The sequence below is a fragment of the Microbacterium sp. CIAB417 genome, from assembly GCF_022788845.1.
In genome coordinates, this window is record NZ_JAHZUT010000002.1 from 1,087,343 (window position 1) to 1,106,901 (window position 19,559).

Consider the following 19,559-nt stretch of genomic DNA (forward strand, 5'->3'; position numbering starts at 1 on the left):
GCCTCGATCTAGGATTGTCAGGTCATGGCACCCGCGAACCGCCCCCGCATCACCGGCCTCGGCCGCGTGCTGGTCGCGGTGTACGCGGTGCTGGCCCTCGCGGCCACAGGCCGATCGCTCGTGCAGATCATCGAGCGCTTCGATGCGGCGCCGCTGGCGTTCACGCTGTCGGCGATCTCCGCGGGGGTCTACATCCTCGCGACGGCGGCGCTCATCTTCTCGCACTCGCGCTTCTGGTACGCCGTCGCGTGGATCGCCATCGTCTTCGAGATGGTCGGGGTGCTGGTCGTCGGATCCGTCAGCCTGTTCCGGCACGATCTGTTTCCGGAGGAGACGGTCTGGAGCTGGTTCGGGTCGGGCTACGTCTTCGTGCCGCTGATCCTTCCGTTCGTCGGCGTCTGGTGGCTGTTCACCCATCGGCCCGGGCGCGAGGCGGCCATGCCTGCTCCCGCCCGTGTCGAAAGGTCCGTCTGGTGATCGTCTTCCACGGGCCTCAGGAGGTTCCCGCAGGCTTCGGCCCGTCCGTCGTCGCGATCGGCAAGTTCGATGGCGTGCACGCGGGGCACCGCGTCCTTCTCGAGCGCGCCAAGGTCGAGGCGGCGGCGCGCGGAGCCAAAGTCGTCGCCGTCACCTTCGATCGCAACCCGCTCGCCCTGCTGCGACCGGATCGTTGCCCGGAGAACCTCGTGGGGGTCACGCAGAAGTTGCGCCTGCTCGCAGAGACCGGCATCGACGCGGCGATGGTGCTCACTTTCGACGCTGCGCTGGCGGACCTGCAGCCGCGGGAGTTCGTCCGGGGCATCCTCGTCGAACCCCTCGGCACCTGCGCCGTCCTCGTCGGCAACGACTTCCGGTTCGGTCGCGGGGGAGCGGGAGACCCCGACACGCTCGAGCGACTTGGCGAGGAGTTCGGCTTCAGCGTCGGCGTCGTCGACGACGTGAGCGCGATCGACGGCGGGCGTCGGGTGTCGTCGACCTGGGTGCGTGAACTGCTGGCGGAGGGCGACGTGGAGGGGGCGGCGAAACTGCTCGGCCGGCCGGCATCCGTGCGCGGCGAGGTCGTCCACGGCCTCAAACGCGGCCGCGAGCTCGGATTCCCGACCGCGAACCTGAGCCCGTCACTGGAGGGGTTCGTCCCCGCCGACGGCGTCTACGCCGGATGGCTCGTGGACGAGGCGACCGGGCTGCGTTCGGGGACGCGCTATCCCGCTGCGATCTCGGTGGGCACGAACCCGACCTTCGACGACGTGCCGACACGCCAGGTGGAGGCGCACGTGCTCGACGAGCAGGGGATCGATCTCTACGGCCACGAGGTGGATGTGCAGTTCGTACAGCGCGTGCGCGGAATGGTGGCGTTCGAGGGCATCGATGCACTGATCGCCCAGATGGCGGACGACGTCACGCAGGTGCGTCGGATGCTCGGCGCGTAGCCGAGTCCGTGCCGCCTCGGATGCCGAGTGCGGATGCGAGGGCGCCGACCGTCATGAGCACGGCCACGAAGACCATCGCGGTGTGAAGACCCGCAAGATCCAGCGCGTCGCCGACGACCACGCCGATGGCGGCGACGGCGAGGAGTCCTGCTACTCGGGCAACGGCGTTGTTGACCGCGGAAGCGATGCCCGAGCGCTCGGAGGTCACGGAGCCCAGCACAGCGGCGGTGAGCGGTGCGACGGTCAGGGTCAAGCCGATCCCGAACAGGAGCATGCCGGGCAGCACCTGCGTGAAGTAGTCGAATGGTTCGCCCACGCTCAGCAGGAGCAGGGACCCCGCCGCCATGACTGCCGGCCCGACTGTCATGAACCACCGGGGTCCGAGCTTCCCGGCCCACGCCCCCGCGCGCGAGCTGAACGCGATCATCAGGAGCGTCGGCGGCAGAGAGGCGAGCCCCGCGACGGTCGCCGAGAGCTCCGCCGTCTGCTGCAGGTAGATGGTCAGCACGAGTCCGTTGAGTGAGAGCCCCGCGTAGACGAACAACGTCGTGAGGTTGCCTGCCCAGAAGTTGCGGGCGCGGAACAAGGACAGCGGCATGACCGGTGACGGCGCGACGCGTTGCCGCCAGATGAATCCGGCCAGCAGGAGCAGGCCGCCGATCGCGCCGGTCCAGACCCACGGAGAGTCGGCGCCCAGCCGAGGCTGCTCGATGAGCGCGAACACCAACGCGCCCAGGCCTCCCGTGCTGAGCACCGCGCCCAGCACATCGATCCGCGCGCCGGGCGTGCGCAACTCCGGGATGCGGGTCAGGAGCAGGAGGGTGGGCACGACGGGAAGAACGGTCACCACGAACACCCAGCGCCACGAGAGGAGATCGACGAGCAGGCCGCCGACGAGGGGGCCGACGAGGGTGGCGACGGTGGTCGCCCCGGTCCAGATCCCGATCGCGCGGGAGCGCTGGGCGCCCTCGAAGCATGCGGTCAGCAGCGCGAGGGAGCTGGGGACGAGGAGCGCACCGCCGACACCCTGGAGCGCCCTGAGCGCGATGAGCCACCCTGCACTGGGCGCGAAGGCGAGAGCGAGTGAGGACGCACCGAAGATCAGGAGCCCGATGCGCAGGATCCGCACCCGCCCGAAGGCGTCGCTCAGAGAGCCGGCGACGAGGATGAACGCCCCCAACGTCACGAGGTAGGCATCCACCACCCACTGCTGCGTGGCGAGGCCGCCGCCGAGCTCCCGGGAGATGGCGGGCAGTGCCACGTTGACGATGGTGCCGTCGAGGAACGACACGAAGGAGGCGAGAACGGCGACGCCGATGACGACGCCAGCGCTCGCGGGCATGTTCTGACGGGTCGCCATGCTGCTCACGCTACGCCCTGCCGCGGACGGCACGCACGTCTCGCGGAATACCCCTGGGGGGTATATCGTTGCAAAGGGCGAGGAGGATGGCGACATGCACGACAGCGGCAGCACCACCCGTGAGGCGGTCCTGGACATCGAAGGAATGACCTGTGCCAGCTGCGTGGCACGGGTGGAGAAGCGACTCGTTGCGGTCGACGGCGTGGCGGCGGCGGTCAACCTCGCGACCGAGTCCGCTCACGTGAGCTACCCCGCGGACCTCCCGGAGGAGCGGCTCGTGCAGGCGGTCGCGCAGGCGGGCTATACGGCCCGCATCCGGCCCGTGCACACGCGCGCTCATCCCGAAGGCGGTCACGTGCACGAGGCGGAGGATGCGCCCGGGGTCACCACCCTGCGCACGCGCCTGATGGTCAGCACCGCCCTGGCGGTCCCCGTCGTCGCGCTCGGGATGGTTCCGGCGTGGCAGTTCCCCGGATGGCAGTGGCTGTCGCTGGTGCTCGCGGCTCCCGTGGTGCTGTGGGGCGGATGGCCGTTCCACCGTGCGACGTTCGCGAACCTCCGCCACGGAGCGCTGACCATGGACACGCTCATTACGATGGGCACCTTCGCCGCGTTCGGATGGAGTCTGTGGGCTCTGCTGTTCGGATCCGCCGGGCGTTGGGGCATCCGGCACGAGGTCGTCCTGATCGGGCCGGTGCACGACGCCACTTCCCTCGTCTACTTCGAGGTGGCCGCCGCCGTCACGGTCTTCCTGCTGCTCGGACGCTACATCGAGCAGCGGTCGCGCCGCGCGGCCGGTGCGGCGCTTCGCGCGCTCGGCGAGCTGACCGCGCCCGAGGTGGAACTCGTCGACGGGCGCACGGTACCGCTGGAGACACTGCGTCCGGGAGACGTGTTCGTGACGCGTCCGGGCGGGACGCTGGCCACCGACGGAACCGTCGTGGACGGACGGGCGGATGTGGACGAGAGCATGCTCACCGGCGAGGCCGTTCCGGTCGCCGTCGTGCCGGGATCCTCGGTCACCGGCGGCACCATCGTGCACGGCGGCGCGCTGAGCGTTCGGGCGGAGGCGGTCGGTGCCGACACGCGGCTCGCACGCATCGCCCAGCTCGTCGAGAACGCGCAGATGAGCAAGAGTCGCGTGCAGCGCCTGGCGGATCGGATCTCCGCGGTCTTCGTGCCGATCGTCGTCTCGCTGGCGGTGCTCACCCTGATCGGATGGATCCTCGCGGGCGGATCGGTCGCCGAGGGATTCGTCGCGGCCGTCGCCGTGCTCATCATCGCCTGCCCGTGCGCTCTCGGGCTCGCCACCCCCGTGGCGATCCTCGTCGGCACCGGCCGCGGTGCGCAGCTCGGCATCCTCGTGACCGGGCCCGACGCCCTTGAGAACGCGCAGCACATCGACACGGTCGTGCTCGACAAGACCGGTACCGTCACGACCGGGCGGATGCGGGTGCGCCGCGCGGTCGTCGCGCCCGGCGTCGACGAGGCGCGGGCATGTCGCATCGCCGGGGCCCTCGAGGCCGGTTCGGAACACCCCGTCGCCCGCGCGCTCGCCCTCCCGGACGCGCCCGTCGTCTCCGACTTCGCTGCCGTTCCCGGCCGCGGTGTGCTCGGCGAAGTCGAGGGGGTCCGCGCGTTCGCCGGGAACGCCGCGCTCGCCGCGGCTGAGGGGGCGCAGCTGCCTGCCGACCTCGCCGCCGCCCTCGAGGACAGCGTGGGGACCAACGTCATCGTGGGGTGGGCCGACGATGACGGGTGCATGCACGCCGCTGCCGTCTTCGAGCTCGAGGACGCCGTGCGCGAGGATGCGGCCGAGGCCGTCACCGAGCTCTCCCGCAAGGGCATGCGCGTGCTCCTGCTCACCGGCGACGCCGAACCCGTCGCCCGTCGGGTGGCCGCAGAGGTCGGGATCGACGAGGTGAGGGCGCAGGTCGGCCCCGAGGGCAAGCTCGCCGCGATCACACAGCTGAAGGCGGAGGGACGGCGGGTGGCGATGGTGGGCGACGGCGTCAACGACGCCGCAGCTCTCGCCGCATCCGATCTCGGGATCGCGATGGGGGCGGGAACGGATGCCGCCCGCCATGCCGGCGACATCACGTTGACCGGATCGCGGCTCAGCCAGGTCGGAACGGCCCTCTCCCTCAGCCGCCGGGTGATGTCGGTCATCCGAGGCAATCTGTTCTGGGCCTTCGCGTACAACCTCGCCGCGCTCCCGCTGGCCGCATCCGGCCTGCTGAACCCGATGATCGCGGGCGCCGCGATGGCGTTCTCGAGCCTGTTCGTTGTGCTCAACAGCCTCCGACTGCGCAGCGCCCGCTGATCACGGCGCGGCTGCGGGGGAGGTCGGGACACTCCGCTTAGTGTCGAAGCTGTCCCACTCCCGGAGGTTGTCGTGATCCGCATGTCTCGTTCCCTCGGCGCAGCCATCGGCCTGTGCGCGGTCGTCCTCGCGCTGACCGCGTGCGTCCCCGAGCCGACGGAGACGGCGTCGCCGTCCGGCTCGACGACGCCGTCCGAGTCGTCCACCCCCGGCGCCTCGTCGTCACCCACCTCCTCGCCATCGTCGACGCCGCGCCCGCAGGCGCAGGAGATCGAGCTGCCGGCCTCGTGCGACGCGATCTACTCGGCGTCGATGCGCAGCCGTCTCGGTGCCGAGCTGCCGCCGCTGAACGACGCCGGCGTCGACATCGCGTCGACCCAGGTCGCGTCCCTGAGGGGCTTGATCGACTCGGGCGTGCCCACCTTGCGCTGCACGTGGGGAACCGCGGCCGGCGCCGCCCTCGCGACGAGTGTGACGATCGTGGATCCGGCCGATGCGCCGCGCATCCAGGACATGTTGGCTGCGGCCGGCTTCGTCTGCTCCGACAACTCGGGCGGCATCCTGTGCACGAGCGGCAACGAAGCCGACTTCCTGCGCGGCAATGGCTGGGTCGCGACCTCATGGAGCGCGAGCGTGCCGGACGGGTACACGGAGGACATCGCCGCCACTCTCTGGGGGTGAGACTGCTAAAGCACGCTCGATGCCCTAAACTGTGAGCGTCGGCCCGGATCCCTGCATCCACGTCAGGCCCGGTCGACTCTCTCGCGTACGAGCCGGCACCGAGCCGCCCGCGAGACTCGAAACACCGGTCGACGGTCCGTTGCGGACCCGACGCTCAGGAGGAGCATGCCGACCACGGCACCGGCGGCGCAACGCCGTAGAAAGTCCTCGTCCGCCAAGCGCGACGACGAGGCCCCCGTCATCCCGATCCTCGCGCGCAAGGTGCGCGAGGTCGAGGCCAAGGCTCAGCGCGGCAAGCTGGGCCCCACCAACCGAGTCAAGTTCCAGGTCATCGCCTTCCTGGTGCGCGAGGAACGCGCCCGCGTGAAGTCCGACACGACGCTCACCGACGCGTCCCGCGCCGAGCTGCTCAAGCGGCTCGACGGCGTGGCGACCATCCTCGCCAAGACCGCCGCCCGCGACACATCCCTCATCCAGCTGCTCGAAGTCGACCAGGCGACCTCGCCGGTCGCGAAGCGGATGCGGCGCGACTGGCTGCTGGAGTCCGGGGCGGAGCTCGCGCCCGACGAGCTGATCATCACGGATGCCGCGCCGGCGACGCCCGTGGCCATGATTCCCGCCGCGGCAGCGTCCCGGCAGGTCGTGCCGCCGCAGGTCGAGGCCCGCCAGATGGCGAACCCGTTCCTCGCGCCCGATCTGACCCCGCGCTCCACCGGCAGCACCCCGCGCCGTCGTCTCGACGACTGGGAGCTCATGGGGCCGCTGTACAAGGCGTTCGAGACGGGCGCCGGCGGGGGAGCAGCGTCGATGGACCTGCCTCCCGTGCCCGAGTTCGACCGTCTGTCGCCCAAGGGGCTCGAGGTCATGGCGCACCAGTCGCGCTTCCTCGAGGCCGTGCGCGAGGGGCACCGCAGCTTCTTGCTGGCCGACGAGCCCGGTCTCGGAAAGACCGCGCAGTCCGTGCTCGCCGCATCCGTCGCGAACGCGTATCCGCTGCTGGTCGTCGTGCCCAACGTGGTCAAGATGAACTGGGCGCGCGAGGTGCACCGGTGGACGCCGCAGCGGCGCGCCACCGTCATCCAGGGCGACGGCGAGAACATCGACGCGTTCGCCGATGTCTTCATCGTCAACTACGAGGTCCTCGACCGTCACCTGTCGTGGCTCAGCACGATCGGCCTGCGTGGCATGGTCGTCGACGAGGCGCACTTCATCAAGAACCTCACCTCGCAGCGCTCACGCAACGTCCTGGCCCTAGCCGGCCGCATCCGCGAGGCGCGGCGCGATCCGCTCATGCTGGCGCTGACGGGTACGCCCCTGATCAACGACGTCGAGGACTTCGACGCGATCTGGCGCTTCCTGGGCTGGACCAACGGCGAGAAGCCGGGGCCGGAGCTCATGGCCAAGCTCGACGAGACGGGGCTCACGCCCGCCGACAAGGCGTTCTACCCGCAGGCGCGGAGCGCCGTCATCTCCATGGGCATCGTCCGTCGGCGAAAGACCGACGTGGCGGCGGATCTTCCCGACAAGCTCGTCGCGGATCTGCCCGTCGAGCTCGACGACGAGTACGGCCGCTCGATCCGGCACGCCGAGCGCGAGCTGGGCGAGCGTCTGGCTGCGCGGTATCGCCGCATCATCGAGGCCCGTGGCGAGCGCGGCCTGTCGATCGGCGAGATCGACGAGGACATCGTGCGCCTGGTCGCCCAGCACGAGCTCGACGAGTCGAAGGCCGCCGCATCCGGCAGCGAGAACGTCTTCACCATGGTGCGCCGCATCGGCCAGGCCAAGGCCCTGCTCGCGGCGGATTACACCGTGCAGCTGCAGCGCTCGGTCGGCAAGGTGGTCTTCTTCGCGAAGCACATCGACGTCATGGATGCGGCCGAGGCGCACTTCGCCGCGGCCGGGCTGAAGACCGTGTCGCTGCGTGGCGACCAGACGGCCATCGCTCGCCAGGCGGCCATCGACGCGTTCAACTCCGACCCGGAGGTGGCTGTCGCGGTTTGCTCGTTGACCGCCGCCGGCGTCGGCGTCAACCTGCAGGCAGCATCCAACGTGGTGCTCGCGGAGCTGAGTTGGACCGCCGCCGAGCAGACGCAGGCGATCGACCGCGTGCACCGCATCGGGCAGGACGAGCCGGTCACGGCGTGGCGCATCATCGCCGCGCACACGATCGACACGAAGATCGCCGAGCTCATCGACGCCAAGCAGGGGCTGTCCCTCCGCGCGCTCGACGGTCACGCGGTCGAGCCCGGTTCCAGTGACTCCGTGCAGCTGTCCGCGCTCATGCACCTGACGCGGTCTGCGCTCGGCGGCTGACCCGCATCCATATGCACGGCCCCGGGTGTGCGCCCGGGGGCTCCGAGGCGATAGTGTCGGTGAGGCAGCGTCGCCCCATTCCCCGGAGCACCATCACCCGGAAAGCAGGGACTCCAGCATGAAGATCGGTATTCTCACCAGCGGCGGCGATTGCCCCGGACTGAACGCGGTCATCCGCGGCGTCGTGCTCAAGGGCACCACGACCTACGACCTCGAGTTCGTCGGTATCCGCGACGGATGGCGCGGCGTGGTCGACGGCGACTTCTTCCCGTTGACGCGGCATGAAGTCAAGGGCCTGTCGAAGGTGGGCGGCACGATCCTCGGCACCAGCCGCACCAACCCCTACGAGGGTCCGCGCGGCGGCGCCGAGAACATCGCGAAGACCCTGTACGGGCACCGCATCGACGGCATCATCGCGATCGGCGGCGAGGGCACGCTGGCGGCTGCCAACCGCCTCGCGAACGACGGCATCAACGTGCTCGGTGTGCCGAAGACGATCGACAACGACCTGCGGGCGACCGACTACTCGTTCGGCTTCGACACGGCCGTCAACATCGCCACCGACGCGATGGATCGTCTGCGCACCACCGGCGACTCGCACCAGCGCTGCATGGTCGCCGAGGTCATGGGTCGTCACGTGGGCTGGATCGCGCTGCACGCGGGTGTCGCCGCGGGCGCGCACGTGATCTGCATCCCCGAGGTCCCGATGTCGATCGACGAGATCGTCGACCAGGTCAGCCGCGCGCACGACCGCGGACGTGCGCCGCTCGTGGTCGTCTCCGAGGGCTTCAAGCTCACGGGCATGGACGAGGCCTTCAGCGACAAGGGCCTCGACGCCTTCAACCGACCCCGCCTCGGCGGCATCAGCGAGGTGCTCGCCCCCGAGATCGAGCGCATCACCGGCATCGAGACCCGTGCGACGGTGCTCGGCCACATCCAGCGCGGCGGATCTCCCTCCGCCTTCGACCGTGTGCTCGCGACCCGCCTGGGCCTGCACGCGGCCGACGCGATCGTCGACGGTGCGTGGGGTCAGATGGTCGCCATGCGCGGCACCGACATCGTGCGCGTCCCGTTCGCCGAGGCCCTCGGTGAGCTGAACACGGTTCCCCAGTACCGGTACGAAGAGGCCGCCGCGCTCTTCGGCTGAGTCGGCTCGCGCCCCTTCATCAGGAGATCTTCGCCCCACAGGATGGTCCGCTCCGGATCCTCCTGTCGAGCGGAGATCTCCTGCGTTACGGCGTCGTCTCCTCACTCTTCACGCCCCGGCGTGTCCCCCGGTGCGGGGTAGATGAGCTGCCGAGGATGCGGCGCAGACCGCATCCTCGGGCTATGCCGAACACGACCGAACTCGTCGCCCACGTCGATCGCTGCGGTGGTGCGGCGCTGGTGACATCGCTCTTCGCCGACGGCTTCACCCGGCACGCGGTGCGCACCGCGCTGGCGGCAGGAGCATTGGAGCGACCGAAACGCGGGTGGGTGGTGACGGGCGGTGCCAACCCGGCGGTCCGCAGGGCTGTCGTCGTCGGCGGGCGGATCACCTGCGTCTCGGCGGCCGAGCGGCTCGGACTGTGGGTGCGGGAGCACGGCGAGCTCCACCTCTCCGTCGCGGCGAACGCGTCCCGCTTCGATCGTGATGGACTCCGTGTCCACTGGGGTGCGGCGCCGATGCCGACCGCCGCGGACGCCGTGCTGGATCCGATCGTGAACGTTCTCTTCCACGTTGCGGCATGCGTGGTCCGGTGGGAGGCGCTGGCGATCTGGGAATCAGCGCTGCGTCGAGGCCTCGTCGATGATGCGGTTCTCGCGCGCATCGAGTGGGGTGCGGTCGCTGCGCGCGAGATGGCTGCGCTGGCGGGATATCTCTCTGACTCCGGCATCGAGACCCGCTTCGTCGAACTCATGCGTCGGTTGGCTGTCGACGTCCAGCAGCAGGTGTGGTTGGACGGCCATCCCGTCGACGGGCTCATCGGGCGACGACTCGTCGTTCAGATCGACGGGTTCGCCCACCACCAGGCCAGTGAACGGCGTCGGGACCTCGCTGCGGATGCCCGTCTCGCGCTCCGCGGCTACACCGTGCTGCGCTTCGACTACTACCAGCTCCTGTTCCAGGCGGACCAGGTGATGGACACGGTCGCGATGGCGATAGCGCAGGGCCTCCACCGCTGAAGAAGTCGCCCCAACAGGAGATATCCCTCCATCAGGATGATCGGCGCGGGATCTTCCTGATGGAGGGATATCTCCTGACGGCCGGGTGCGACGGGCGCCGGGCCGGCGACCGCGGCGGGGATCGGCGGAGTCAGGCGAGGCCGAGGACGTCCAGCATCCAGGCCTGTTCGTACGCGCGCTCGCGCCAAGCGTTGTAGCGCCCGCTCACGCCGCCGTGGCCGGCGACCATCTCGCACTTGAGGAGCGCATCGCCGCCGACCTCGCGCAGCCGTGCCACCCACTTCGCGGGCTCCACGTACAGCACGCGGGTGTCGTTGAACGAGGTGACCGCCAGGATGCGGGGATACGCGACGCCCTCGCGCACGTTCTCGTACGGCGAGTACGTCTTCATGTAGGCGTACACCTCGGGATCGTGCAGCGGGTCGCCCCATTCATCCCACTCGATGACCGTCAGCGGGAGTGAAGGGTCGAGGATCGTCGTCAGGGCGTCCACGAACGGCACGTCGGCGAGGATCCCGGCGAACAGCTCCGGGGCGAGGTTCGCGACGGCGCCCATCAGCAAGCCGCCCGCCGAGCCGCCCTCGGCGACGAGGAGCTCCGGCGAGGTGTAGCCGTGATCGATCAGGTGCAGGGCGCAGTCGACGAAATCGGTGAACGTGTTGCGCTTGGCCAGCAGCTTTCCGTTCTCGTACCACTCCCGGCCCATCTCGCCGCCGCCGCGTACGTGGGCGACAGCGAAGATCACCCCGCGGTCGAGTTCCGACAGGCGTGCGACAGAGAATGCCGGTTCGATGGAGTGCTCGTACGAGCCGTAGCCGTACAGGTGCACGGGTCGAGGCGCAGCCCCCGCATCCCCGAACGAGCGCTTCCACACCAGCGAGACGGGCACCTGCGTTCCGTCCTGGGCGGTGGCCCAGACGCGCGCCTGCGCGTAGTCGGCGCTGTCGTAGCCGCCCAGAACCGGCTGCTGCTTGCGCACGAGGCGCTCGCCGGTGACGGGATCGAAGTCGAAGACCGTCGACGGTGTCACGAACGAGCCGTAGCCCAGACGGATGAGGGGAGGAGCCCACTCGGGGTTGCCCGCCGTCCCGACAGAGTAGAGCGGCTCGTCGAACTCGACCTCGGCCACTGCGCCGTCGGCGTAGTCCAGCATGCCGAGTCGCGCCAGCCCCTCGCGGCGGTAGGCCAGCACCCCCCAGTCGCGGAAGGTGGACAGCCCCAGCAGTCGGCGTCCTGCCTGGTGCGGCACGACGACCTCGCGCCCACCCTGCGGATCGGATGCGGACACTCGCACGAGCTCGAAGTCCACCGCCTGATCGTTGTGCAGGATGTAGAGCACGTCCTCGCCGTTCACCACGGCGTGGTCGCTGTCGTACTCCACGCCCTCCCGGCGCGGCCAGATCACGCGTGGTTCGCCGCGCAGATCGTCAGCGGGAAGCAGCCACTCCTCGGAGGTGATGGAGGAGCCGACCCCGATGACCAGGAAGCGGTCGCTGCGGGTGAAGCCGGCGCCGACCCAGAAGCGGTCGTCGTCCTCGTGGAACAGCAGCGCATCATCGGTGACCGGGGTGCCGAGCTCGTGGAGCCAGACCTTGTCGGGTCGCCATGCGTCGTCGACGGTCGAGTAGACGACGAAGCGCCCGTCGGGAGACAGCGAAGCGCCCGCGAACGTGCCCTCGATGACATCGGGTAGCGTCGCGCCCGTCTCGAGGTCGCGCACGCGCAGCGTGTACCGCTCGTCTCCGGACGTGTCGACGCCGTACAACAGCAGCCGGCCGTCGGTGGAGACCTCGAAGGTGCCGAGGGAGAAGAACTCCTCCCCGTCGGCCTCCGCATTGCCATCGAGCAGCACCTGCTCGCCCGGCAGCGCGCCCTCCGGGACCGGAGGCGTCCAGTCGTCGGGGGAGGCGAGCGGCGCGCGGCAGTGGATGCCGTACTGCTTGCCCTCCTCGGTGCGCGAGAAGTACCACCACGCACCGCGCCGGGTGGGCACGGAGAGATCGGTCTCGAGCGTGCGTCCCTTGATCTCCTGGAAGATCTGCTCGCGAAGGCCCGCGAGGTGCGCGGTGCGTGCGTCGGTGTAGGCGTTCTCGGCCTCGATGTGTGCCACGACGTCGGCGTCGTCCTTGTCGCGGAGCCATTCGTACGGGTCGTCGAAGACGTCGCCGTGGTGCGAACGCGAGCGGACCTTGCGAGCGGCATGCGGGGCTGCGGGGATGGCGGAGTCGGTCACCGTTCCACGCTAGTCGGATGCGGCGGGTTCCGGCCCGTCCGCGCAGGAGCTGCGCGAGGCGACGCGGAGCGCTGGTTACGCCCGGCGCACTGAGTTGACCGGGAGGGCGGGCGATGTAAGGATTCCGTGTGGTCGGGTTAACGAATGCCGACTTCACGGTGAACTGTTCGTTCGCGCCGCCGTTCGCTCGGCTCTCCCTCCTTCTCCCTCTCACCGAAAGCGAACGGTGGAAACCGCAGCACTGATCGTCGTCCTGATCATCGGACTCGCGCTCTTCTTCGACTTCACCAACGGCTTCCACGACACCGCCAACGCGATGGCCACGCCTATCGCGACGGGTGCCCTGAAGCCGAAGGTCGCCGTCCTGCTCGCGGCGGGTCTCAACCTCGTCGGCGCGTTCCTGTCGACCGAGGTCTCCAAGACCATCTCCCACGGCATCGTGCGCGAGGATCAGATCTCACCCGGAGCCTTCCTCCCGCTGATCTTCGCCGGGCTCATCGGCGCCATCACCTGGAACATGCTCACGTGGCTGCTGGGTCTTCCCTCGAGCTCGTCGCACGCGCTGTTCGGCGGCCTCATCGGCGCGACGCTCGTGGGCATCGGCGCCTACGCGATCGACTTCGGCGTCGTGCTCAGCAAGGTCATCCTCCCGGCCCTGATCGCTCCGGTGACGGCGGGCGTCATCGCCTTCGCCGCGACCAAGCTCGCGTACGCCGTGACCCGGCGCTACGACGGCAAGCCGGACGGACGCGACGGGTTCCGATGGGGGCAGATCTTCTCGTCCTCGCTCGTCGCCCTTGCCCACGGCACCAACGACGCGCAGAAGACGATGGGTGTGATCACTCTTGCGCTGATCATGGCCGGCTGGCAGGACTCGGCTCACGCCGATCCTCAGCTGTGGGTCATCTTCGCCTGCGCCTTCACGATCGCCCTCGGCACGTACATGGGCGGCTGGCGCATCATCCGCACGCTCGGCAAGGGCCTCACCGACGTGAAGCCGGCCCAGGGGTTCTCGGCGGAGAGCTCGACCGCCGCCACGATCCTCGCGTCCAGCGCCCTCGGCTTCGCCCTGTCGACCACCCAGGTGGCATCCGGCTCGGTCATCGGGTCCGGGCTCGGTCGCCGCGGCGCGAAGGTGCGCTGGCGGACGGTCGGTCGGATCACGATCGGATGGCTGCTCACGCTTCCCGCGGCGGGCATCGTCGGCGCGGCGGCGGCTCTCATCGTGGCCTGGCTCGGCCCGTGGGGCATCGCGATCGACGCGGTCCTGGCCGTGATCATCGTGCTCCTGCTCTTCCTGCGTTCCCGCCGTGACGAGGTCACCGCCGCCAACGCCATGAGCGAGGTCGCCGACTCCGGGCGTGCCGTCAAGGTCAAGCGCAACCCGCCGCCCACGCGCCGCCAGCGTCGCCTGGAGCGCGAGCGGGCACGCCAGGAGAAGGGACAGCGCTGATGGACATCCAGATCGATTGGTTCGCCTTCGTCCAGGTCTTCTTCGCCGCTCTCATCGCGGCCGGCGCCGTCGTCGGGAGCTACGCCCTGGGCCTTCGGATGCTGGTGCGCGCCGGACGAGCGCCGGTGGTGGCGCCGGTGGAGTTCACCGATGCCATCACCGTCATGAGCGACAAGCAGCGAGCCAAGGCCGAGAAGGCCGCGGCGAAGGCGGCCAAGCGCTCGCCGCTGACGGTGGGGCAGAAGCGGTTGGCCTTCGCCGTCGCGTGCGCGGCGTTCGGATTCTGCGCACTGGCCGTCCTGTCGGGGCTGCTGCTCATCGTCATCGGTCACTGATCCCGGCGTCGGCGGCGGGTCGTAGGGTGGCCCTATGAGTGCCGCATCCGCCGTCGTGCAGTTCGGGGAGCATCCACCCGCTCGGCGCACGATCGTCCACCTCAGCGACACGCACTTCCTCGCCGGCAACGCACCGCTGGGCGGACGCTACGACACGCTGGCGAACCTGCGGCGCACGGTGGCCGCGATCGATCGCACCCGCATCCGCCCCGACGCGGTGGTGTGCACGGGCGATCTCACCGATCTGGGCGAGCCCGAGGCCTACCGGGCGCTGCGCGAGGTGCTGGAGCCCGCCGCCGAGCGGTGGGGTGCGCCGCTGGTCTGGGTCGCAGGCAACCACGATGAACGCGCGCCGCTGCGCACCGAGCTGCTGGATGCGGCGGCGAGCGACGAGCCCGTCACCGCCGTCCACGACCTCAACGGCCTGCGTCTGGTCGTGCTCGATTCCACCGTGCCGGGCTGGCACCACGGTGAGATCGACGACGCACAGCTGGCGTGGCTCGCCGATGTGCTGGCGACGCCCGCGCCACTGGGGACACTCCTGGCGATGCATCATCCGCCGCTGCCCAGCCACATCCCGTTCTTCGACATCCTCGAGCTGCGAGACCAGCACCGGCTGGCGGGCGTGGTACGCGACAGCGATGTGCGTGGCATCCTCGCCGGACACCTCCACCACTCGACTTCCGGTACGTTCGCCGGAGTGCCCGTGAGCGTCGCTGCCGCCACCTGCTACACGATGGATCTGGCCCGCCCCGCGGACGAGGTCAACGGGATGGATGCGGGGCAGTCCTTCCATCTGGTGCACGTCTATGACGACACGGTCACACACGCGGTCGTCCCGGTCGTCGAGGCCGAGACTGCCGGCTTCTTCACGCCCGAATGGAACGCGAGGATGGCAGCGCTCACCCCGCAAGAGCGCCTCGACGCGTTCTCCCGCAAGCGCCCGCGCTGACGCTCGCCGCCGGGGACGGTGCCGGGTCGGGGGTGTACGCCGTGTCCGGTGGTGTGCGTGAGAACGGCGATTAGGCTCGGTCAGGCAACCGGCCGACGACCCACAAGGACAACGCATGCCAGAGCACGCAACGACGCGTACCCGTACCGAGACCGACTCCCTCGGGAGCCTCGAGATCCCCGCGGATGCCTACTGGGGCATCCACACGGCACGAGCCCTCGAGAACTTCGACATCTCCAAGCGCCCGATCTCCGTCTACCCCGACCTCATCGTCGCGCTCGCGATGGTCAAACAGGCCTCGGCCCGAGCGAACCGCGAGATCGGGGTGCTCGACGCGGAGCGCGCATCGCTCATCGATCGGGCGGCGCAGGAGGTCATCTCGGGTCGCCATCACGACCAGTTCGTCGTCGGCGTGATCCAGGGCGGCGCCGGCACCTCGACCAACATGAACGCCAACGAGGTCATCACGAACGTGGCGCTCGAGCTCGCCGGGCGCGAGAAGGGCGACTACGCGTTCCTCTCGCCGATCGATCACACCAACCGCAGCCAGTCGACGAACGACGTGTACCCGACCGCGATCAAGGTCGGGCTCTCGCTCACCCTGCAGAGCCTGCTGGTCGAGCTCGATCTGCTGCGCCAGGCGTTCCTCGACAAGGCGCGCGAGTTCCACGACGTGCTCAAGGTCGGCCGCACGCAGTTGCAGGATGCGGTGCCGATGACGCTCGGGCAGGAGTTCCACGGTTTCGCCACGACGCTGGGCGAGGATCTGCACCGGCTGCGCGAGAACGCGTGGCTGCTGCACGAGGTCAACATGGGGGCGACCGCCATCGGCACCGGCATCACGACGCATCCGGACTACGCGCCCGCCGTGCTCCGCCATCTGCGCGAGATCACCGGGCTCGACCTCGCCACGGCCGACGACCTCGTCGAGTCCACGAGCGACACCGGTTCGTTCATGTCGTTCTCCTCCTCGCTCAAGCGCAACGCGATCAAGCTCTCGAAGATCTGCAACGATCTGCGGCTGCTCTCCAGCGGTCCGCAGGCGGGTCTCGGGGAGATCAACCTGCCCGCGCGTCAGGCGGGCTCCAGCATCATGCCCGGCAAGGTCAACCCCGTCATCCCCGAGGTCGTGAACCAGGTCGCCTTCGCCGTCGTCGGCGCGGACATGACGGTCACGATGGCGGTCGAGGGCGGCCAGCTGCAGTTGAACGCCTTCGAACCCGTGATCGCCCACTCGATCTTCCAGTCGATCACCTGGATGCGGCAGGCCATGTGGACGCTGAGGGTGAATTGCGTCGAGGGGATCACGGCCAACCACGATCGCCTGGGCGCGATGGTCGGCTCGTCGGTGGGCGCGATCACCGCTCTGACGCCCTTCATCGGGTACGCCGCGGCCGCGGCGCTCGCCAAGACGGCGCTGCTCACCGGTCGAAACGTCGCCGATCTCGTCGTCGAGGCGGGACTCATGCCCCGCGACGAGGTGCTCAAGCAGCTCTCACCCGCGCGGCTCTCGGGCCTCGAAGCCATCACGGCAGCCATCCCGATCATCGATACGAGCCTGACTCCGACCCAGGACTGAGTGTCGACCGTGCGACCGCGCGGCGCAGCCGATAGCGTCGGAGCGCGCACCGTGCCCGCGCCGAACCAGGAGGAATCATGACCGACCCGACCGGATCGCCCGAGAACACCCCGCCGGCCCCGCCGGCCTACCCCGCCGCGCCGCCGGCGTATCCGACGGCACCGCCCGCCGCCGCAGAGGCGCCTCCGGCCTATCCGACGGCGCCGCCCGCTGCCGGCCCGGTTCCCGGCCAGCCGGCCCCCGGCGCTCCGGTGCCGGGCAAGACGCTCGGCATCGTGGCACTCATCCTGGCCTTCTTCGCGCAGCTGATCGGCCTCATCCTCGGCATCGTCGCGCTCGTGCAGAGCCGCAAGGCCGGCGTGCGCAACCTTCCCGCGGTCTGGGCCATCATCCTCAGCTCGGTGTTCATGGTGATCGGGATCATCGTGGGGATCATCCTCATCGTGAGCTTCGCCAGCGTCTTCGAACAGGCGATGCGGTACTGCCTGGAGAACCCCGACGGCTCGTACCAGATCAACGGGGTGACCCAGTCCTGCACCTCCCGCTGAGCCGGTCTGAAACGACGATGGCCCCCAGGTGCTCTGGGGGCCATCGTCGTTCAGTCCAGGATGCGGCAGTGCGTCGTCAGGGCGCCGATGCCGTCGATGCCGACCGTCACGGTCGATCGGTCGCGCAGGAAGATCTGCGGATCGCGAGAGTAGCCGGCGCCGCCGGGGCTGCCCGTGGAGATCAGGGTCCCGGGCAGCAGCGTCACCGATTGGGAGAGGTGCGACACCAGCGTCGACACCGGTCGGATCATCTGCCCGGTCGACGCGTCCTGCACAGTATGGCCGTCGACGACCGTCCAGATGTGCAGATCCTGCGGGTCGGGTACTTCGTCGGCGGTCACCACGAACGGGCCGGTCGGGGTGAAGCCGTCGAACGACTTGCAGCGCGACCACTGCGCCTCGGAGAACTGGATGTCGCGCGCCGTGACGTCGTTGACGACCGTGTAGCCCCACACGTGGTCCAGGGCCTTCTCCTGTGGGACGTTCTTCGCGGGGCGGCCGATGATCACACCGAGCTCCGCCTCGTAGTCGACGGATTCGCTGAGGCTGCGCGGCCAGCTCGTGGTCTGATCGTGTCCCGTGAGGGAGTTCGGCCACAGCACGAAGACTGTCGGGGTCTGGTCGGTCTTGAGCCCCAGCTCGCCCGAGTGCGCGGCGTAGTTGAGTCCGACCGCGAGGATGACGGGTGGCGCGAGAACCGCCGAGGCGAACTCGGCGCCCTCGAACCCGAAGCGCTCCACCTCGGCTGACTCCGCGGCATCCCGCACGCGCGCCAGCAGCTCGTCTCCACCGAGGATGAGCTGCTCGAGTGTTCTCGGGGCGTGCGGGAAGAGGGCGTCGACGAAGGCAGCGGCGTCCTCGTCGACGACGACGAGTCTCGGCTCCGGATTCGCAGCGGTGCGGAGGTGGGCGAAGCGCATGCCCTCCACGCTACCGGCGGCGACCGTAGGCTGAGGGAATGACGACCCCCGACGGCCGCCCGACTCTCACTCCGCCGGCCTTCGATTCCGCACTGGCGCAGCCGGTTCATGCCGCCCCGGCACCGATTGCGGCCCCCGCGACCTCGCAGCCGCCCGTCGGCGCGCCGGTCCGGCGGGCGTGGGGACTCTACATCTGGGTCGGTGCCCTGCTCGTGGTCCTGCTCGTGGTGCTCGTCGGCTACTTCCTGGAGGCGATCGGACCGGTCGCCTCGCTGCTGGGAGGGATCCTCGCGCTGCTGCCGCTGGCGGGCGTGCTCTGGGCCCTGCGCATCGTGGATCGTTGGGAGCCGGAGCCGAAGGGCCTCGTCGTCCTCGCGCTCGGTTGGGGAGCCATCGCCGCCGTGGCGCTGGCCCTCGGCGTGGACCTCGTGCTGCTGCTGACGTTCGGTCGCAGCGACTCGCAGTTCGCGCTCCTGCTGCAGTCGGTCGTGCAGGCGCCGATCGTCGAGGAGATCGGCAAGGGCCTCGGAGTGCTCCTGATCTTCGCTGCCGCCCGACGCTTCTTCGACGGGCCGGTGGACGGCATCGTCTACGGCGGGCTGATCGGTGCGGGGTTCGCCTTCACGGAGAACATTCAGTACTTCGCGAGCGCCTTCATCGAGGGCGGCTTCACGCAGGCCTCCGCGACCTTCTTCGTGCGGGGCATCCTCTCGCCGTTCGCACACGTCATGTTCACCGCGGTCACCGGGTTCGCTCTGGGGCTCGCCGCCCGTCGCGGCGTCCGCCTCGGCGGCGCGCTCGGACCCTGGCTGGCGGGCCTCGTCGGTGCCATCGCCCTGCACGCGCTCTGGAACGGCTCCGCCCTCCTGGGCGACTTCTTCGCGCTGTACGCCGTGCTCCAGGTCCCCCTCTTCGTGATCTTCGTCGTCGCGATCGTGTTCCTCCGGCGCGAGGAGGCGCGCCTGACGCGCGCGCGTCTGGGGGAGTACGCGGCCGTGGGCTGGTTCACCCCGCAAGAGGTCGACATGCTCGCCACCGCGGCGGGGCGCCGCGCCGCTCTCGCCTGGGCGCGCACGCTCAACGGTGACCGGGTGCCGATCATGCGGACCTTCATCGCCGACGCGACCGCGCTCGCTGCGGCGCGACAGCGCGCGATCAGCGGAAGGGACCCCCGGGCGAGCGCGGAGGAGGCCGCGTTGCTGCAGCGCACGGTCGCCGCTCGCGCGGCCCTGTTCGCGCTCTGAGGCCGGACGTCATCTGAGCGAA

Annotated in this window: 16 protein-coding genes; 13 read left to right on the forward strand and 3 right to left on the reverse strand. The window is 69.8% G+C overall.

The window, feature by feature from the left end:
* Positions 1 to 24: 24 nt before the first annotated feature.
* Positions 25 to 477 (forward strand): hypothetical protein, encoded by a 453-nt coding sequence (locus KYX17_RS11725; protein ID WP_243227152.1) that lies wholly within the window; start codon positions 25 to 27, stop codon positions 475 to 477.
* Positions 474 to 1,430 carry a bifunctional riboflavin kinase/FAD synthetase gene (locus tag KYX17_RS11730; RefSeq protein ID WP_243227153.1) on the forward strand — a complete coding sequence of 319 codons (957 nt, stop codon included), beginning with the start codon at positions 474 to 476 and terminating at the stop codon, positions 1,428 to 1,430. Before KYX17_RS11725 ends, KYX17_RS11730 begins: the two co-directional genes overlap by 4 nt.
* On the opposite strand, the gene KYX17_RS11735 is transcribed toward KYX17_RS11730, so the two are convergent.
* A complete protein-coding gene (locus KYX17_RS11735) occupies positions 1,399 to 2,790 on the reverse strand; it encodes an MFS transporter (protein WP_243227154.1) in 1,392 nt (463 codons plus the stop codon). The genes KYX17_RS11730 and KYX17_RS11735 overlap by 32 nt on opposite strands.
* Before the next feature lie 94 nt (positions 2,791 to 2,884).
* On the opposite strand from KYX17_RS11735, the gene KYX17_RS11740 reads away from it, so the two are divergent.
* From KYX17_RS11740 to KYX17_RS11760, 5 genes are all read left to right on the forward strand, one after another.
* On the forward strand, positions 2,885 to 5,113 hold the full coding sequence (locus KYX17_RS11740; RefSeq protein ID WP_243227155.1) for a cation-translocating P-type ATPase: 2,229 nt from the start codon (positions 2,885 to 2,887) through the stop codon (positions 5,111 to 5,113).
* 81 nt (positions 5,114 to 5,194) lie between these two features.
* Positions 5,195 to 5,794, forward strand: coding sequence for a hypothetical protein (locus KYX17_RS11745; RefSeq protein ID WP_243227156.1), 600 nt, complete (start codon positions 5,195 to 5,197; stop codon positions 5,792 to 5,794).
* A gap of 165 nt (positions 5,795 to 5,959) precedes the next feature.
* Positions 5,960 to 8,107, forward strand: coding sequence for a DEAD/DEAH box helicase (locus tag KYX17_RS11750; RefSeq protein ID WP_243227157.1), 2,148 nt, complete (start codon positions 5,960 to 5,962; stop codon positions 8,105 to 8,107).
* Positions 8,108 to 8,225: 118 nt separating this feature from the next.
* The gene (locus tag KYX17_RS11755; protein WP_243227158.1) at positions 8,226 to 9,254 is read left to right on the forward strand and encodes a 6-phosphofructokinase; all 1,029 of its coding nucleotides are present in this window, start codon (positions 8,226 to 8,228) and stop codon (positions 9,252 to 9,254) included.
* 182 nt (positions 9,255 to 9,436) lie between these two features.
* Positions 9,437 to 10,273: an endonuclease domain-containing protein gene (locus KYX17_RS11760; RefSeq protein WP_243227159.1), complete on the forward strand. Its 837-nt coding sequence runs from the start codon at positions 9,437 to 9,439 to the stop codon at positions 10,271 to 10,273.
* Positions 10,274 to 10,403: 130 nt separating this feature from the next.
* Here the strand turns inward: KYX17_RS11760 and KYX17_RS11765 are convergent, their stop codons facing one another.
* Entirely contained in the window at positions 10,404 to 12,506 is a 2,103-nt protein-coding gene (locus tag KYX17_RS11765; RefSeq protein WP_243227160.1) for a S9 family peptidase, read from the reverse strand.
* Positions 12,507 to 12,732: 226 nt separating this feature from the next.
* Between KYX17_RS11765 and KYX17_RS11770 the strand changes: the two genes are divergently transcribed.
* The 5 genes from KYX17_RS11770 to KYX17_RS11790 all read left to right on the forward strand — a co-directional run bounded on the left by KYX17_RS11770 (position 12,733) and on the right by KYX17_RS11790 (position 17,373).
* Positions 12,733 to 13,959, forward strand: coding sequence for an inorganic phosphate transporter (locus KYX17_RS11770; protein ID WP_243227161.1), 1,227 nt, complete (start codon positions 12,733 to 12,735; stop codon positions 13,957 to 13,959).
* The gene (locus KYX17_RS11775) at positions 13,959 to 14,294 is read left to right on the forward strand and encodes a peptidase (RefSeq protein WP_243227162.1); all 336 of its coding nucleotides are present in this window, start codon (positions 13,959 to 13,961) and stop codon (positions 14,292 to 14,294) included. The genes KYX17_RS11770 and KYX17_RS11775 overlap by 1 nt, the downstream gene beginning before the upstream one ends.
* A gap of 34 nt (positions 14,295 to 14,328) precedes the next feature.
* Positions 14,329 to 15,246, forward strand: a complete 918-nt coding sequence (locus KYX17_RS11780; protein WP_243227163.1) for a phosphodiesterase — start codon at positions 14,329 to 14,331, stop codon at positions 15,244 to 15,246.
* A 115-nt stretch (positions 15,247 to 15,361) separates the two neighbouring features.
* Positions 15,362 to 16,825, forward strand: a complete 1,464-nt coding sequence (locus KYX17_RS11785; protein WP_243227164.1) for an aspartate ammonia-lyase — start codon at positions 15,362 to 15,364, stop codon at positions 16,823 to 16,825.
* 77 nt (positions 16,826 to 16,902) lie between these two features.
* Positions 16,903 to 17,373: a DUF4190 domain-containing protein gene (locus tag KYX17_RS11790; RefSeq protein ID WP_243227165.1), complete on the forward strand. Its 471-nt coding sequence runs from the start codon at positions 16,903 to 16,905 to the stop codon at positions 17,371 to 17,373.
* Positions 17,374 to 17,423: 50 nt separating this feature from the next.
* On the opposite strand, the gene KYX17_RS11795 is transcribed toward KYX17_RS11790, so the two are convergent.
* Complete coding sequence (locus tag KYX17_RS11795) at positions 17,424 to 18,293, reverse strand: fumarylacetoacetate hydrolase family protein (RefSeq protein ID WP_243227166.1); 870 nt, start codon at positions 18,291 to 18,293, stop codon at positions 17,424 to 17,426.
* Positions 18,294 to 18,331: 38 nt separating this feature from the next.
* Here KYX17_RS11795 and KYX17_RS11800 point away from each other — a divergent pair, with 38 nt between their 5' ends.
* Complete coding sequence (locus KYX17_RS11800; protein WP_243227167.1) at positions 18,332 to 19,537, forward strand: PrsW family intramembrane metalloprotease; 1,206 nt, start codon at positions 18,332 to 18,334, stop codon at positions 19,535 to 19,537.
* Positions 19,538 to 19,559 lie beyond the last annotated feature (22 nt).

Coding starts and splice junctions, on each gene's coding strand:
- KYX17_RS11795 (WP_243227166.1), bottom strand. CDS start 18,293: ATGCGCTTCGCCCACCTCCGCACCGCTGCGAATCCGGAGCCGAGACTC.
- KYX17_RS11785 (WP_243227164.1), top strand. CDS start 15,362: ATGCCAGAGCACGCAACGACGCGTACCCGTACCGAGACCGACTCCCTC.
- KYX17_RS11725 (WP_243227152.1), top strand. CDS start 25: ATGGCACCCGCGAACCGCCCCCGCATCACCGGCCTCGGCCGCGTGCTG.
- KYX17_RS11790 (WP_243227165.1), top strand. CDS start 16,903: ATGACCGACCCGACCGGATCGCCCGAGAACACCCCGCCGGCCCCGCCG.
- KYX17_RS11800 (WP_243227167.1), top strand. CDS start 18,332: ATGACGACCCCCGACGGCCGCCCGACTCTCACTCCGCCGGCCTTCGAT.
- KYX17_RS11750 (WP_243227157.1), top strand. CDS start 5,960: ATGCCGACCACGGCACCGGCGGCGCAACGCCGTAGAAAGTCCTCGTCC.
- KYX17_RS11735 (WP_243227154.1), bottom strand. CDS start 2,790: ATGGCGACCCGTCAGAACATGCCCGCGAGCGCTGGCGTCGTCATCGGC.
- KYX17_RS11760 (WP_243227159.1), top strand. CDS start 9,437: ATGCCGAACACGACCGAACTCGTCGCCCACGTCGATCGCTGCGGTGGT.
- KYX17_RS11780 (WP_243227163.1), top strand. CDS start 14,329: ATGAGTGCCGCATCCGCCGTCGTGCAGTTCGGGGAGCATCCACCCGCT.
- KYX17_RS11740 (WP_243227155.1), top strand. CDS start 2,885: ATGCACGACAGCGGCAGCACCACCCGTGAGGCGGTCCTGGACATCGAA.
- KYX17_RS11775 (WP_243227162.1), top strand. CDS start 13,959: ATGGACATCCAGATCGATTGGTTCGCCTTCGTCCAGGTCTTCTTCGCC.
- KYX17_RS11745 (WP_243227156.1), top strand. CDS start 5,195: ATGTCTCGTTCCCTCGGCGCAGCCATCGGCCTGTGCGCGGTCGTCCTC.
- KYX17_RS11755 (WP_243227158.1), top strand. CDS start 8,226: ATGAAGATCGGTATTCTCACCAGCGGCGGCGATTGCCCCGGACTGAAC.